Here is a 14010-nt window from a genome sequence, read left to right on the forward strand (position 1 = left end):
CCAGGAGGCTGGTCCGCGATACTGGAGCCATGAGCCAGGACCACCAAGTGATCATCACCTACTGCGCGCGCTGCGGCTGGCTGCTCCGCGCGACCTGGATGGCGCAGGAACTGTTGACCACGTTCGCCGCCGACCTCGCGGAGGTGGCGCTGCGCCCCGGCCCGAGCGGCTCCTACCGCATCGACGTAGATGCGTGCACCGTGTGGGACCGAGCGATCGACGGCGGCTTCCCGGATATCGCGGACCTCAAGCGACGCGTGCGTGATGTCATCGCGCCCGGAAGGTCGCTGGGACACACCGAAGGAGCCCCGCAGTGACCGGGTTCCGCCTGGGATTCGTGCCGGGCGTGATGCCCTCGAAGTGGGCGGGCCGCTGGGCCGAGCGCCTGCCAGGCACCCGGCTCGACCTGGTTCCCGTTGCGCTCGCCGAGCAGTGGGCGGCGATCCTCGACGGGCATGTCGATGCTGCGCTCGTTCGCATCACGCCCGGGCCTGGGCAGCCATCCGATCAGGTCAGCGTCATCCCCCTCTACCGCGAGGAGCCCGTGGTGGTCTGCGGCCGCGATCACTACCTCGCCGCTGCCGACCAGCTCTCGCTCGCCGATCTCGACGGCGACATCGCGTGGCAGCCATTGGACGATCCGCTCGAATGGCCTGGCGGGCGCCCGCCAGGCCAACGGCCCGACCAGCAACCACCGGGCGCCGCGGAGGCCGTGGCGCTCGTCGCGACCGGCCTCGGGTTCGTGGTCGCGCCCCTATCCCTGGCCCGGCTGCATCACCGCAAGGACATCGTGTCCATACCGCTGGTCGATGGGCCCGAGCAGCAGGTGGGCATCGCCTGGTCGAGCGACCGCTCCACCAATGACGACCCACTGCTCGAGGAAATGGTGGGGATCGTCCGGGGCCGCACCGCGCGATCGAGCCGGGGAATCGCGGGCGAGCCGCCTTCCGCGCGCTCCCCGAGGACCGCGCCGAAGGGCGATCGCCGCGAGACCGGCACGCCCGGTCGCGGAAAGCCCGCGGGCTCGCGCAAGCGAGCGCCGCGCCGGAGGTAGTGGCATCCTGCCCAGCAATACTGGGCATATGCGTAGAGTCAGGCCATGCATGGTGATCGAATGGGCCATCGGGGCGAGCACCCCGGAGAGCCCCGGCCAGGCCGCGTCCCCCCGCGCCGGCGCCGTCGCCCCCGGGTTCTGCGCACGCTCGTGCTGCTGCTCGTCCTCCTGCTCCTCGCCGCGGTGATTGCCCTGGTCATCGCGGACCAGAAGCTTGATCGCGTCGATGCCCTCGGCCCCTACCCCGGCCGGATCGCCGACACTCCAGGGACCAATTACCTGCTCGTCGGCACCGATAGCCGGGCTGGCCTGAGCGACGAGCAGGTAGCGGACCTGTCCACCGGCGGCGATGCCGGCGCCACCCGGACCGATACGATCATGCTGCTGCACGTCTCGGCCCGCGGGAACTCCGTGCTCGTGAGCATCCCCCGTGATTCCTACGTCACGATCCCCCGGTGGGGCGAGGACAAGGTCAACGCTGCCTACTCGGTCGGCGGGGCCTCGTTGCTCGTCGAGACGATCGAGCTGGAGACGGGTGTCCGTATCGATCACTACGCGGAGATCGGGTTCGGTGGCTTCGCCGAGATCGCGAGTGCCATCGGAGGCGTGGAGGTATGCCTGGAATCGCCGATCGTGGATCCGCTCGCGGGAATCGATCTGCCCGCCGGCTGCCAGGTCCTTTCCGGCGGGGACGCGCTTGGATATGTGCGAAGCCGGTCCACCCCGCTCGCCGATATTGATCGAATGAACAATCAGCGGAATTTCCTGGCGCGACTGGCGCGGAAAGCGGGAAGCCCGGGGGTCGTTCTCAATCCATTCCGCTCGGTCCCGGTCGGGCTGGCCCTGCTGCGGTCGATGTCGGTCGATGAGGGCGATCGGATCTGGGACACGGGCCGGATCGCCTGGTCGCTGCGTGGTGATATCCCGACTGTGAGCGTGCCTTATTCCGGTTTCATGGATGTTGCTGGCAGGGGCAACGTGATGCTGTGGGATGAGCAGGGCGCGACGGCGCTGTGGGATTCGATCGCCCGGGATGCCCCGCTTCCCGAGGGAATCGAATAGTCGGCCGGGCACCATTCTGACTTTACTGAACCAATAAGGATTGGTATGCCTTAGTAAGGTCGCGCTATATTCACTGAGGCTATGCTTCGATGACAGGATTTAGCATTTTCACTACCATTTGGGCATGAGCATCGATACGAGCAATGATTCTAAATTCCTGGCCTTGCTCCGCGAGCAGGTTCGCAATGAGTTCACTGCCTCGCAGCAGTACATCGCCCTAGCGGTCTACTTCGATGGCGAGGACCTCCCCCAGCTCGCCGGCCACTTCTACAAGCAGGCCAACGAGGAGCGGAACCACGCGATGATGCTCGTGCAGTACTTCCTCGACCGGGACAAGCGCGTGGACATCCCCGGCATCGGCGATGTCGATAACGACTTCGCCTCCGTGCGCGAGGCCATCGCCACAGCGGTCAAGCAGGAGAAGGGCGTCACGGACGAGATCGTGCATCTCGCGCGTGCTGCCCGGGACGATGGCGACTACGTCGGCGAGCAGTTCATGCAGTGGTTCCTCAAGGAGCAGGTGGAAGAGGTTGCCACGATGAGCACCCTGCTCACCGTTGCCGAGCGCGCCGGCGACAACCTGTTCGACCTCGAGACATTCGTTGCCCGCGAGATGGGCGCGGGGGGCCGCGACAGCACGGCTCCCGCCGCCGCGGGTGGCGCGATCTAGGCCACCTCCTCGCCAGAGCGAAGGATGCCCCGGACCCCATTCGGTCCGGGGCATCCTCGTGCCTGGGTTCATTGCTGGCGTCTGGGCTCGCGACGCAGGGCGCCGCACGCGCCCGAAATGCTAGCGGAGAGTGACCTGCCGCCCGATGATCCCGTCGCGAGCGCGGCGCTCCTCCAGCGTGAGCGACGCATCGGTGGAAAGCGCCTCGGCCATCCGGCCCTGCAGCTCCACGGCTGGCGCCACCCACTCATCGGGATGCATGTCGGGATCGAGGTCGAAGACGGGCACGAGCAGCCCATGGGTGCGGAAGGATCCCGCGAAGCGTGATTCGGGACCGAGAGTGAGCTGTCCCGCCGCGTGCAGCCGGGCCATGGCCATCATCAGGGCGTCCTCGTCCTCGGCCCGCACCCAGCGCAGGTGCGCCTTCTCGCCGGCATCCACCCACCAGGCAGCGACGAGCTCGTCCGCGTCGAGCCGCGCGGACGGCATGATCATCTCATTGGCCCGCTGCACCGCGAGGCCGGTCTCGCCCGATGCCTCGACCCCTTCCGGGATCCACCAGTTGAAATCGTTGTAGACGGTGATCTGGAGCAGCTCGTCGGCGGGCAGGTACTCGGCGAGCTCCGCGCTCGAGGACGCCGTGTCGGCTTGCTGCAATGATGTCCCTGGCTGTGCCGAGCTCACCCAGCGCAGGGATTCAGCGAGGTCGCGCGCCGGGTTGGGCGACTGCATCGCGACCTGTAGTCCCGCTAGCGCCTCGCCCGGCTCATCGGCACTGTCCTTGCGGACAATCGCGGCCACCGCCCCCGGCAGGACAGTGGCGATCCCTACTGGCCGCCCGGCCTGCTCCGTGGCTCCGGGGAGGTGCGCGGTGGCCGAGGGGACGAACTCCCGCATGGCTACCAGATCGCATTCCGCGGCGAAGCCCTCGAACGGGCGGCGCGCGGGCTGATCAGCAAGCCTCGCCTGCCGCTGCGCGATCTTCTCGGCGCGACGGCTGCCGTCGCGCGGGCCTGTGTTTCTCTTGCTCTTCTTACCCACGCTGCCAACCTACCGCCTCGGGCCGCAGGGGTGGCGCAGCGGCACTGGATCAGTGCACCGATCGGCGGGCGTGCCCAGCCTGGGACGGGTCCGGCTAGCCGCCGAGGAGCTGCTTGGTGCGCTCGGGAAAGTTCGTGGCGATCCAGCGGACGCCGAGGTCCCGGCAGAGCTGGACATCAACGGGCTCGTCGACGGTCCATACGTAGGTGGACCGTCCAGAGGCGCGGGCGCGCTCGACCACCCGTGGATGCTCCCGGAGCATCTCGATCGACGGACCAATCGCGGCCGGCACGCCCGTGGTGGTCGGCCGGTAGCCGAGGTAGCGGGAGTTCTCGCCGAGCAGCACCGTCGGCAGGGCAGGCGCGGAGCGGCGGACGCGGAACACCGCCGACGGCGCGAACGACATCATCACGACGGGCGGGAAGCTGCCCGCGGGCTTGCGGGCAAGCCCGAAGCGCTGCAGCTCCGCGATGAGCTTCGCCTCCACGAGCGCCCCGTATCGCACCGGATGCTTGGTCTCGATGAAGAGGGTCTTGGGCGTGCCCCAGTCGAGCACGAGGGTGAGCAGCTCGCTGAGAGTGAGCACCGAGAGCGGCTCGGAGTAGCGGTCAACCGCGGCATCCGCGATCTCTGGATCACCGAGCGCGACGGCCGAGCGCTGCCGACCCTGCATCTCCGCGTGCCACCGGCCATAGTCGTGGGCACGCAGGTCATCGAGCGTCATCGTGCTGACCACGCCTCGACCGCTGGACGTCCGATCGATCTTCCTGTCGTGCATGCAGATCAGCGTTCCATCGCGGGTCAGCCGGACATCGCACTCGAGCGCGTCAGCGCCTTGCTGCAAGGCAAGCTCGTAGGCAGCCAGGGTGTGCTCGGGTCGCTCGCCGGAAGCCCCACGGTGCGCGACCACCATCGGTGGAATGCCAGGATGACCTGGTTTTCTGCGGGTCACACCCCCATGTTTTCCTACCAGGGAAACGAAGGCAAGAGCATGAGGTTAAGACAACACTGACGCTGGCCGCCGGTTGGATGAACATGTGCGTCCCGCTCATGCAGCACTGCCGCGATCGCCGCTAGGGGGAGACGGAGGCGATCCAACGCTTGGGCGACCGCGGGCGCTCCGTCTCCACCGACTCCCCCTGCACCGCTTGGCGCCGCCGGATCAGCAGCAGGGCCGCGATCGCGCAGCCCGCCGCCAGCACATTGGCCAGGGCCGCGAAGAGGATCCCATTGGCCTGGGCCTGGATCGTGTCGGCGATCCGCCAGGCCGCGCTCGCGATGGCGCAGGCCCACGTCACGATCCATAGCGGCCACCAGGCCCTGAGGAGCACTGCGGAGGCAGCCACGTCGTGGTTCTCGCGATCCCGCTCCGTTTCCCGGTGGATCAGTTCACCGAGCAGGGTCCCCGGGTAGAACAGCGTGAATGGCGGAAGCACGCTAGCGAGGAACTGGACGCGGGGACGCCTCGGGTCCTTCAGCCCCTCTCGCGCGAACCATTGGCGGCGATGCTCCACGAGCCAGGCAGCGCACGCGAGGACGGTTCCGATCGCGAAGAGCAGAGCCGTGCAGGCGAGGGTGACGACGAGGAGGTCCGAGCCGTTCGCGATCACTGGAGCGAGCAGGCGGTCGCGATTGGCCAGGACCATTCCGTACCGGATGAGTTCCGCGAGGGCGGCCGCGACGTACAGGAGGGCGGTGAACCCCAGGAGCAGGGGCGCATAGCCAGCGAGGGCCTGGAGCCTTGTCCGCGGGGCGGGCTCGGGCCGCGATGGCTCCTGGCGCAGGCCCCAGGTCGGGATCCGCGTGTAGCGGGGCGTGCGCTCGGGGGCCGGCTTGGGCTGGACAGTGCGCACGATCTGCTTCCCTTGGGGAGGGCTGGCAGTCCAGCGATGGTCGACCGGGCGCCTCAGGACGGGATGGAGCGGGCTCGACGACGGTGGCATCGTCATGCTCCCTGCCCCCTTCCCGCTGCGTGCCGCTCCGATGGCCGGGCCACGCGAGGCGCTAGTAGATGTATCCGGACCCACCATCAGCGGATTCGATGGCTCGCCCGGCCTTTTGCCATGCGACCATTCCGCCGGACACGTTGGTGGCATCGTATCCGACCGATTGCAGCCACAGGGTCACCTGGAAGCTGCGTCCGCCGTTGCGGCACACGACGTAGATGTCGTCATCAGGATCAATCTCGCCGTAGCGGGCGGGCATGTCGACCATCGGTATGTGCAGCGCACCGGGCGCGTGCCCCTGGTCCCACTCGTCCTGCTCGCGCACATCGACGATAGTGACGCCACCGTCCCCCGCATCGGGGATCTCGGCAGCCGGCTCGGACGGAATCGTCTCGCTCATCCCTCGATAGTGGCACGACGGGGCGCGCGGGTTCCACTGCTTCGGCGCTTCGCGCGGTAGCGAGGCCCCGTGACGTAAGTACTCGTGGGGGCGCCCCTCCTGTGCACATTATCCACAGGGTAATCCACAGTTTCGGTGGATAACTACGCCATTCTGGCGCTACTGGCCTGCAAATATGATGAGTTATCCACAGGTGATTCAGAGTGGCGAACCGGGATGTCACCATCTCGTTGACGTTTCGTTGCGTCACGTATTCGTTCCTGACACCCGCGCTGCCGCCCGAGAAGCGTCGGCCGCCATGTTCCACGTGGAACATGGCAGCCGCACCCACTACCCCCTACGATCAGTGGGCATGTACGAGCTGCGCGGGCGGGATGCGGTCTGGACGATCGATACCGACACGGTGACCATCGAGTTCCACGCGGGCCGCCGCTCGGATCCCTTCTATCGCGGGCTCGGTCGGCTCAGCGTGCCCGTCGCGTTCATCGAGGCAGTGCAGGTGCAGCCGGGCCAGCGCCGCGATCCCTGGGTCGCGCGGCTGCGCCTGGCGCCCGGCCTGGATCCGTTCGCCTCGGCGGGGGCGGCACTCTCCCCCGATCGCCAGCCCTTCGCCCTCGTCGGCGAGGGCGGCACGGACGAGCTGGTCGCTCGGTTCCATGCCGACGCCATCATGCAGGCCGCTGAGTTCGCCCGCGACTCCTCCCCTGGCCCTATCAGCGAGAGCGCCATCACTAGCCTGGTGCCCGCGGTGCCGTTCCACGTCCAGACCTGGGAGGGCACCGCGTCCTGCGACAGCACATCGGTGACCCTCACCTGGCCTGGTGCACGGATCCCCTCGCCCAAGCAGCTGCACCAGCGCAAAGAGATCGCGCTGGCCGACCTCGCCCGAGCAGAATGGGTACCCCGGGACGGCGATACCGACGCGATCCTCCGCCTCGTGCCGCGGGAGCCCGGCCGCGAGGCGCTCAGCCCGCGCAATGACCTGCATTGCCTGCTCGGACGCGCCGGCGAGGAGGAAGCACGGCTGCTGCTGATGGCCGCCACCATTACCGCGCACGCGCGCGCCGCCGAGCAAGCGAACCGGCAGGACACCGCTCCCGCCAGCGCTACCAGCGTGGCGCCCAGCGAGATCTACGACAGGATCCGCGAGCTCGGCAAGCTGCGCGCCGACGGGATCCTCACCGATGCGGAGTTCAGCGCGAAGAAGAAAGAACTGCTCGAACGCTTGTGATGCTCACGCGCCGAGGCCAACCGGGCAGCTCACGCCGGTCCCGCCGAGGCCGCAGTAGCCGTTCGGGTTCTTGTGCAGGTACTGCTGGTGGTACTCCTCGGCATAGTAGAAAGTGCTGAGCGGAGCGATCTCGGTGGTGATGGTGCCGTGCCCCGCGGCATCGAGCGCCTTCTGGTAGCGCCTCGCGGAATCCGTGGCGGCCTCATGCTGGCGCTCGCCGACGGTGTAGATGGCCGAGCGATACTGCGAGCCCACATCGTTGCCCTGGCGCATCCCCTGGGTCGGATCGTGGGACTCCCAGAACGCGGCGAGCAGGTCATCGATGCTGATCGTCCCGGGATCGAACACCACGAGCACCGCTTCGGTGTGCCCCGTCATGCCGGTGCACACTTCCTCGTAAGTAGGGTTATGGGTGTATCCGCCCGAGTAGCCGACCGCCGTGGAGTACACACCAGGAAGCCGCCAGAATCCCCGCTCGGCGCCCCAGAAGCAGCCCTCGCCCACGACTAGGGTATGCATGCCCGGAGGGAAGGGCGGGGTCATGCGGTGCTGGTTGACCGCGTGGGTCCCGGAGATCCTGATCGGGGTATCGCGGCCGGGCAGGGCCTGGTCAGGCGTGATCATGGTGGTCTTGCGTCGGCCAGTGAGCTCGTCGAACCATGTCATGGTGAAAATGCTACGCGCTCGGGGGACCCCTGGCATCCGGGCGCGCGCCGACGGATTCGGTGAAGTTGAATAATTTCTTCGTCTCAACGAATTGTCAATCCGCGAAATTCGCCGAGCGCGAAGTTGTTGCAGAAAGCCTCCCGATGCATAAGAGTTGGGGCTGTAGTGAGAACAAAATCCGCAGCCGGGCCGGGATCACCCACAGGCAATCCCGCGCTCGCTCAGGAAAGGATGCTCGTGGCTGTCTATACGCTTCCCGATCTGCCCTACGATTACTCCGCTCTCGAGCCCCACATCTCGGGCCAGATCATGGAGCTGCACCATTCCAAGCACCACCAGACCTACGTGACCGGCGCCAACACCGCGCTCGAGAAGCTCGCCGAGGCTCGCGAGAACGACACCATCGCCGCCGTGGTCAACCTCCACGAGAAGAACCTCGCGTTCCACCTCGGAGGCCACACCAACCACTCGGTGTTCTGGAACAACCTCTCCCCCAACGGTGGCGACAAGCCCACCGGCGACCTCGCTGCGGCGATCGATGAGCACTTCGGCTCGTTCGATAAGTTCCGCGCGCACTTCAACGCCAACGCCAACGCCATCCAGGGCTCGGGCTGGTCCATCCTCGCCTGGGATTCCATCGGCGCCCGCCCGGTGATCGTGCAGCTCTACGACCAGCAGGGCAACATCCCCATCGGGCTCACCCCGCTGCTCATGCTCGACATGTGGGAGCACGCCTTCTACCTGCAGTACAAGAACGTCAAGGGCGACTACGTCAACGCCTTCTGGAACGTCGTCAACTGGGACGACGTGGCTGCCCGCTTCGACCGCGCGCGCAGCCAGACCAGCGGACTGATCGTCTAGGCACTCCACCGCAGCGATACAGCAGCACCCCTGCCCCGGCTTCCCGCGGCAGGGGTGCTTTGGCAAGGGGTGCTTTGGCAGGGGTGCTTTCTTGGCGCAAGCACGAGCTACCCATGGCAAGCCGGCCGACTCCGGCTAGAGGCCCAGCACCATCTTCGCGATCACGAAGTAAAGGATCAGCCCCGTCGCATCAACGAAGGTCGAGATGAACGGCGTCGACATCACCGCCGGGTCGATCTTCACGGCCTTGGCGAACAACGGGATCACCCCGCCCACCGAGGCAGCAAGGGTGCAGATCGCAAGCATCGAGAGGGCCACCACCAGCCCGATATCGAGGCCGTATCCCTCGATGAAGACCGCCACCAGGGCAATGGCCACGAACGCGAGAGTCCCCAGCCTCGCCCCCAGGGCCGCGCCAGTGCGGATCTCGCGCAACAGCACGATGCCCACATCGCGCGGCCGAACGTCGCCCACCGCCACCGCGCGCGTGATCGTCACCGCCGCCTGCGAACCGGTGTTTCCGCCCGTGCCAATGATCAGCGGGATGAACACGGCCAGGGTCACCGCCTGGGAGAGATCACCCTCGAAATGATCAAGGACACCTACCGTCGCCACCGCCGAGACAGCGAGCAGCAGCAGCCACACCACACGTGACCGCACAAGCGTCCGGACCGGAGTCGACAAGTAGGGGCGCCCGAGCGGCTCCGCGGCTCCAGCGCGAGCAGCATCCTCCTCCTCGGCCTGCGAGATGATCCGCACCGCGTCATCAACAGTGAGGATGCCTACGATGCGCTCCTCCTTGTCGACCACCGGCAGGGCAAGGACCTGCGCATCGAGGCAACGGCGCGCCGCGGCCTCGGCATCCTCCGAGGCAGCCACGCTGATCGGCTCGTTCATGATCTGGCCCACCGGGCGTCCCGTGTCGGCGAGCATCAGCTCGCGCAGGCTCACCACGCCCACGAGCTGCTTGGACGAGTCCGTCACCGGGACCGTATAGATGGTCTCGGCATCACGCCCGCGATGCCGGATCTGCGTGAGCGCCTCGAGCACGGTCTGGGTATCAAGGACTCGCACGTACTCGGTGCTCATCCAGCGACCGATCGAACCGCGGTCATAGCCGAGGATCGGCGCGGTCAGCTCGCGCTCGTGCTTGGACAATCCCTGCAGCAGCTTCCGGGCGACATTCGCCGGCAGCTCATCCATCAGGTGCACGCGATCATCGGGATCGAGATCCCCGAACAACGTGATCACCTGGTCATCGCGGAGGCTGGTGAAGAGCTCGGCGCGCAAGCCCTCGTCGAAGCGCTCGAACGCCTCGTGCGCGAGCCCCTTGGGAAGAAGCCGGAAGACGATCGCCCGGTCCCGCACCCGCAACCGCTCGAGCACCCACACCAAGTCGGGCAACGGCAGCTCGGACGCCTCGCCACCAACCGTAGCGAGCTGGCCCTCGCGCAGCCGATCTGGCCACTCGTTGATGGCCGTGTCGAGATCCTCAGCGATCACACGACTCCCCTCTCCACGGTTCCAGGACTGGATGGCTGCCCTGTCCAGCGCCCCAGACGATTATTCACACTGTGGCCACCAGCACGTGTCCATCGCATGTACGAGCGACGAACAGGCTGGCACTCGACCGATCTTGTGTGCCAGCGGGATAATTGCTCATAGTCCTAGCACAGGGCGCGCGCCAACCACGGCTCCGCGCTCCTGGGCAGGCAGGAGGTAAGAGCCGTGTTCCCAGGATCGGTCGAGATGTCTCCGTTCGAGCAGGATGGCACGCTGCGCGGTTTCCTGCTCAGTGGCCGCTGGCCCGAGAGCACCCGGGAATGGTCCCAGCTGCTCATCCACGCCGTGCGCATCGCATCACTGCCCGGGCTGCTGCCCACGTCCATGGTATTCGGTGCCCGGGAGGACCGCCCGGACAGCCTGGTCCCCAACGCCGTGGGGCTCCTGATCGCCGTGGGCCCCGTGCTCGGCGAGCATGCCGTGCGCCCAGGCGCCTTCGCGGGAGAACAGCCCCCGGCACTGCTCATGCTCCATCCTCCTTCCGAGACCCGCCCGTCCCTGCCGGAATGCGTGGCCGCTGCGTCCGGTTGCCTGCTGCTGCCAGGAATCCCGGATCTCGGGCTCGACCACCGCGCGTCGTGGGTCGAGGCGGACCTCGATGGAACAGTGACGAGCATGATCAACAAGGTTGGGGTCGATCCCAACGAGGACCCCGACACCGCGGTGCTCGCGATGCTGCTCGCGGCCTAGGACTGCCCGCGCGCTACGCTTTGCCGGAGACAGCGTGTCACCCATTCGCGCCTGCTCCCCTGCTCCCCTGCCAGGAAGGACATCCTCGTGAACATCTCCGGAAGCGCCGCCATCGTCACTGGCGCGGCATCGGGCCTCGGCGCCGCCACCGCGGCCGCCCTCGTCGAATCGGGCGCCACGGTCTACGGCCTTGATCTCGCCAGCTCGATCGAGCGTGCCGGCGCCGCCCCCGCCGGCATCACGCTCATCGCGACCGACGTCACCAGCGATACCGAGGTCCAGGCCGCGATCGAGCAGGTCGTGGCGGGCAGCGAGCCACTGCGCATCGCCGTCAACTGCGCCGGCGTCGGCTGGGCCGGACGCATCCTGTCCAAGCATGGCCCGCACGATCTCGAGCTGTTCCGCACCGTCATCACCGTGAACCTGCTCGGCACGTTCAACGTGATGCGGCTCGCGGCCGAGGCGATCGCGAAGACCGAACCGATCGACGAGCACGGGCAGCGCGGCGTCATCATCAACACGGCATCGGTCGCGGCGTTCGAGGGGCAGGTCGGCCAGATCGCCTACAGCGCCTCCAAGGGCGGCGTGCATGGCATGACCGTGCCGGCCGCGCGCGACCTCGCCCAGTTCGGCATCCGGGTCAACACCATCGCCCCGGGCATCGTCGATACCCCCATGCTCGCCGGGGTCACCGAGGAGTACCGGCTCGGACTCAGCGAGGGCGTGCCGTTCCCCAAGCGCCTCGCCCAGCCCGCCGAGTTCGCCCAGCTCGCACGGATGATCGTCGAGCATGATTACATCAACGGCGAGACCATCCGCATGGATGGCGCGCTGCGCATGGCCCCGCGCTAGCGGTCGATCCCGCGCCGGTCCATCCACTGGTGCAGGACCCCTGTTGCAGGGGCCACACCAGTGGGGAGAACAATGGGCTGCGGATAGCCAGCCCGCACCAGGACCGCCGAGGAGAACAGATGACGACGAACAGCGACGAGGTCGACATCAAGCCGCGCAGCCGCGACGTGACCGACGGCCTGGAGCGCGCCGCCGCGCGCGGCATGCTCCGGGCGGTCGGGATGTCCGACGAGGACTTCACCAAGCCACAGATCGGCGTGGCCTCCTCGTGGAACGAGATCACCCCGTGCAACCTCTCCCTCGATCGGCTCGCCAAGGCCTCCAAGGACGGGGTGTATGCCGCGGGGGGCTACCCGATGGAGTTCGGCACGATCTCCGTCTCCGACGGCATCTCCATGGGCCATGAGGGCATGCACTTCTCGCTGGTCTCGCGCGAGATCATCGCCGATAGCGTCGAGACAGTGATGAGCGCCGAGCGCCTCGATGGCTCGGTGCTGCTCGCGGGGTGCGATAAGTCGCTGCCCGGCATGCTGATGGCCGCGGCGCGCCTCGAGCTCGCCTCGGTGTTCCTCTACGCCGGATCGATCCTGCCGGGCTGGGTGAAGCTCTCCGACGGCACCGAGAAGGAAGTCACCATCATCGACGCCTTCGAGGCCGTCGGCGCATGCTCGCGCGGCCTGATGAGCCGCGCGGACGTCGACGCCATCGAGCGGGCCATCTGCCCCGGCGAGGGCGCCTGCGGTGGCATGTACACCGCCAACACCATGGCGAGCGCTGCCGAGGCGATGGGCATGTCGCTGCCCGGCAGCGCGGCGCCACCCGCGACCGATCGGCGCCGCGACGGCTTCGCCCGCAGGTCCGGCGAGGCCGTGGTGAACATGCTGCGCCGCGGCATCACCACCAAGGACATCCTCTCCAAGGAGGCGCTCGAGAACTCGATCGCCGTGGTCATGGCGCTCGGCGGCTCCACCAACGCGGTGCTGCACCTGCTCGCCATCGCCAACGAGGCCCAGGTCGAGCTCACCCTCGACGACTTCGCGCGCATCGGGCGCACCGTGCCCCACCTCGCCGATGTCAAGCCGTTCGGCCAGTACGTCATGACCGACATCGACAAGATCGGCGGCGTCCCCGTCGTCATGAAGACCCTGCTCGACGCTGGCCTGTTGCATGGCGATTGCCTCACCGTCACCGGCAAGACCGTGGCGGAGAACCTCGCCGGGATCCGCCCGCCCGACCCAGATGGCAAGGTTCTCCGTGCGCTCGGCAAGCCCATCCATCCCACCGGCGGCATCACGATCCTCCACGGCTCCCTCGCACCGGGAGGCGCCGTCGTGAAGTCCGCCGGGTTCGATACCGACGTCTTCGTCGGGACCGCGCGAGTGTTCGAGCGCGAGCGTGCTGCCCTCAATGCGCTCGAGGACGGCACGATCACCGCCGGGGATGTCGTCGTGATCCGCTACGAGGGCCCCAAGGGCGGGCCCGGAATGCGGGAGATGCTCGCGATCACCGGTGCCATCAAGGGTGCCGGGCTCGGCAAGGATGTCCTGCTCATCACCGATGGCCGGTTCTCCGGAGGCACGACCGGGCTGTGCGTGGGGCACATCGCGCCCGAGTCCGTGGACGCTGGCCCGATCGCGTTCGTGCAGGACGGGGACGAGATCCGCCTCGATGTCGCTAATGGGCACCTCGACCTGATGGTGGACGAGGCCGAGCTCGCTCGGCGGAAGGAAGGCTGGGCCCCGCTGCCACCGCGATACGAGCGCGGCGTGCTCGCCAAGTACGCCAAGCTGGTGGGCTCGGCATCCCATGGCGCGGTGTGCGGCTAGTATTCGAGCTGCACCTATCGACATTGCCGGGAACCCGGTGGGAATCCGGGGCGGTCGCGCCACTGTGACCCCGCTGCCAGCCACGCTGGCCACGCGGGGAAGCCCAGACCTCGGCAATGCCGGTCACCATCCGCGATTGGGACGCGAC

General features: G+C 67.6%; 15 protein-coding genes and 1 riboswitch. Of the genes, 9 read left to right on the forward strand and 6 right to left on the reverse strand.

What is annotated here, in order from left to right; genetic code table 11:
- Positions 1 to 29: 29 nt before the first annotated feature.
- From HT102_RS10710 to HT102_RS10725, 4 genes are all read left to right on the forward strand, one after another.
- Positions 30 to 317, forward strand: a complete 288-nt coding sequence (locus HT102_RS10710) for a SelT/SelW/SelH family protein (protein WP_192039431.1) — start codon at positions 30 to 32, stop codon at positions 315 to 317.
- On the forward strand, positions 314 to 1054 hold the full coding sequence (locus HT102_RS10715) for a LysR substrate-binding domain-containing protein (RefSeq protein WP_333473391.1): 741 nt from the start codon (positions 314 to 316) through the stop codon (positions 1052 to 1054). Before HT102_RS10710 ends, HT102_RS10715 begins: the two co-directional genes overlap by 4 nt.
- 45 nt (positions 1055 to 1099) lie before the next feature.
- Positions 1100 to 2116 (forward strand): LCP family protein, encoded by a 1017-nt coding sequence (locus tag HT102_RS10720; protein WP_225443540.1) that lies wholly within the window; start codon positions 1100 to 1102, stop codon positions 2114 to 2116.
- A 124-nt stretch (positions 2117 to 2240) separates the two neighbouring features.
- The gene (locus tag HT102_RS10725; RefSeq protein ID WP_192039432.1) at positions 2241 to 2786 is read left to right on the forward strand and encodes a ferritin; all 546 of its coding nucleotides are present in this window, start codon (positions 2241 to 2243) and stop codon (positions 2784 to 2786) included.
- A gap of 120 nt (positions 2787 to 2906) precedes the next feature.
- Here the strand turns inward: HT102_RS10725 and HT102_RS10730 are convergent, their stop codons facing one another.
- From HT102_RS10730 to HT102_RS10745, 4 genes are all read right to left on the reverse strand, one after another.
- Complete coding sequence (locus HT102_RS10730; RefSeq protein WP_192039433.1) at positions 2907 to 3827, reverse strand: DUF5926 family protein; 921 nt, start codon at positions 3825 to 3827, stop codon at positions 2907 to 2909.
- Between the two features lie 94 nt (positions 3828 to 3921).
- The gene (locus HT102_RS10735; protein ID WP_192039434.1) at positions 3922 to 4740 is read right to left on the reverse strand and encodes a glycerophosphodiester phosphodiesterase; all 819 of its coding nucleotides are present in this window, start codon (positions 4738 to 4740) and stop codon (positions 3922 to 3924) included.
- Positions 4741 to 4900: 160 nt separating this feature from the next.
- Positions 4901 to 5680, reverse strand: a complete 780-nt coding sequence (locus tag HT102_RS10740) for a DUF4328 domain-containing protein (protein ID WP_192039435.1) — start codon at positions 5678 to 5680, stop codon at positions 4901 to 4903.
- 151 nt (positions 5681 to 5831) lie between these two features.
- Positions 5832 to 6173, reverse strand: a complete 342-nt coding sequence (locus tag HT102_RS10745; RefSeq protein ID WP_192039436.1) for a rhodanese-like domain-containing protein — start codon at positions 6171 to 6173, stop codon at positions 5832 to 5834.
- Between the two features lie 352 nt (positions 6174 to 6525).
- Here HT102_RS10745 and HT102_RS10750 point away from each other — a divergent pair, with 352 nt between their 5' ends.
- A complete protein-coding gene (locus tag HT102_RS10750) occupies positions 6526 to 7404 on the forward strand; it encodes a DUF4429 domain-containing protein (protein ID WP_192039437.1) in 879 nt (292 codons plus the stop codon).
- Positions 7405 to 7407: 3 nt separating this feature from the next.
- Here the strand turns inward: HT102_RS10750 and msrA are convergent, their stop codons facing one another.
- Positions 7408 to 8070 (reverse strand): peptide-methionine (S)-S-oxide reductase MsrA, encoded by a 663-nt coding sequence (gene msrA, locus HT102_RS10755; RefSeq protein WP_192039438.1) that lies wholly within the window; start codon positions 8068 to 8070, stop codon positions 7408 to 7410.
- 237 nt (positions 8071 to 8307) lie between these two features.
- On the opposite strand from msrA, the gene HT102_RS10760 reads away from it, so the two are divergent.
- A complete protein-coding gene (locus tag HT102_RS10760) occupies positions 8308 to 8931 on the forward strand; it encodes a superoxide dismutase (RefSeq protein WP_192039439.1) in 624 nt (207 codons plus the stop codon).
- A 135-nt stretch (positions 8932 to 9066) separates the two neighbouring features.
- On the opposite strand, the gene mgtE is transcribed toward HT102_RS10760, so the two are convergent.
- Positions 9067 to 10434 (reverse strand): magnesium transporter, encoded by a 1368-nt coding sequence (gene mgtE, locus HT102_RS10765; protein ID WP_192039440.1) that lies wholly within the window; start codon positions 10432 to 10434, stop codon positions 9067 to 9069.
- Between the two features lie 246 nt (positions 10435 to 10680).
- On the opposite strand from mgtE, the gene HT102_RS10770 reads away from it, so the two are divergent.
- From HT102_RS10770 to ilvD, 3 genes are all read left to right on the forward strand, one after another.
- Positions 10681 to 11184: a peptidase gene (locus HT102_RS10770; RefSeq protein ID WP_192039594.1), complete on the forward strand. Its 504-nt coding sequence runs from the start codon at positions 10681 to 10683 to the stop codon at positions 11182 to 11184.
- 87 nt (positions 11185 to 11271) lie between these two features.
- The gene (locus HT102_RS10775) at positions 11272 to 12036 is read left to right on the forward strand and encodes an SDR family NAD(P)-dependent oxidoreductase (protein WP_192039441.1); all 765 of its coding nucleotides are present in this window, start codon (positions 11272 to 11274) and stop codon (positions 12034 to 12036) included.
- Between the two features lie 119 nt (positions 12037 to 12155).
- The gene (gene ilvD, locus HT102_RS10780) at positions 12156 to 13862 is read left to right on the forward strand and encodes a dihydroxy-acid dehydratase (RefSeq protein WP_192039442.1); all 1707 of its coding nucleotides are present in this window, start codon (positions 12156 to 12158) and stop codon (positions 13860 to 13862) included.
- A riboswitch (cobalamin riboswitch) is annotated at positions 13843 to 13996 on the forward strand. Its footprint overlaps the gene before it by 20 nt.
- Positions 13997 to 14010: the final 14 nt, after the last annotated feature.

The sequence above is a fragment of the Lolliginicoccus lacisalsi genome, assembly GCF_014841105.1.
GTDB lineage: Bacteria > Actinomycetota > Actinomycetes > Mycobacteriales > Mycobacteriaceae > Lolliginicoccus > Lolliginicoccus lacisalsi.

Coding starts and splice junctions, on each gene's coding strand:
- HT102_RS10750 (WP_192039437.1), top strand. CDS start 6,526: ATGTACGAGCTGCGCGGGCGGGATGCGGTCTGGACGATCGATACCGAC.
- HT102_RS10735 (WP_192039434.1), bottom strand. CDS start 4,740: ATGGTGGTCGCGCACCGTGGGGCTTCCGGCGAGCGACCCGAGCACACC.
- HT102_RS10725 (WP_192039432.1), top strand. CDS start 2,241: ATGAGCATCGATACGAGCAATGATTCTAAATTCCTGGCCTTGCTCCGC.
- ilvD (WP_192039442.1), top strand. CDS start 12,156: ATGACGACGAACAGCGACGAGGTCGACATCAAGCCGCGCAGCCGCGAC.
- HT102_RS10745 (WP_192039436.1), bottom strand. CDS start 6,173: ATGAGCGAGACGATTCCGTCCGAGCCGGCTGCCGAGATCCCCGATGCG.
- HT102_RS10770 (WP_192039594.1), top strand. CDS start 10,681: ATGTCTCCGTTCGAGCAGGATGGCACGCTGCGCGGTTTCCTGCTCAGT.
- HT102_RS10720 (WP_225443540.1), top strand. CDS start 1,100: ATGCATGGTGATCGAATGGGCCATCGGGGCGAGCACCCCGGAGAGCCC.
- HT102_RS10710 (WP_192039431.1), top strand. CDS start 30: ATGAGCCAGGACCACCAAGTGATCATCACCTACTGCGCGCGCTGCGGC.
- msrA (WP_192039438.1), bottom strand. CDS start 8,070: ATGACATGGTTCGACGAGCTCACTGGCCGACGCAAGACCACCATGATC.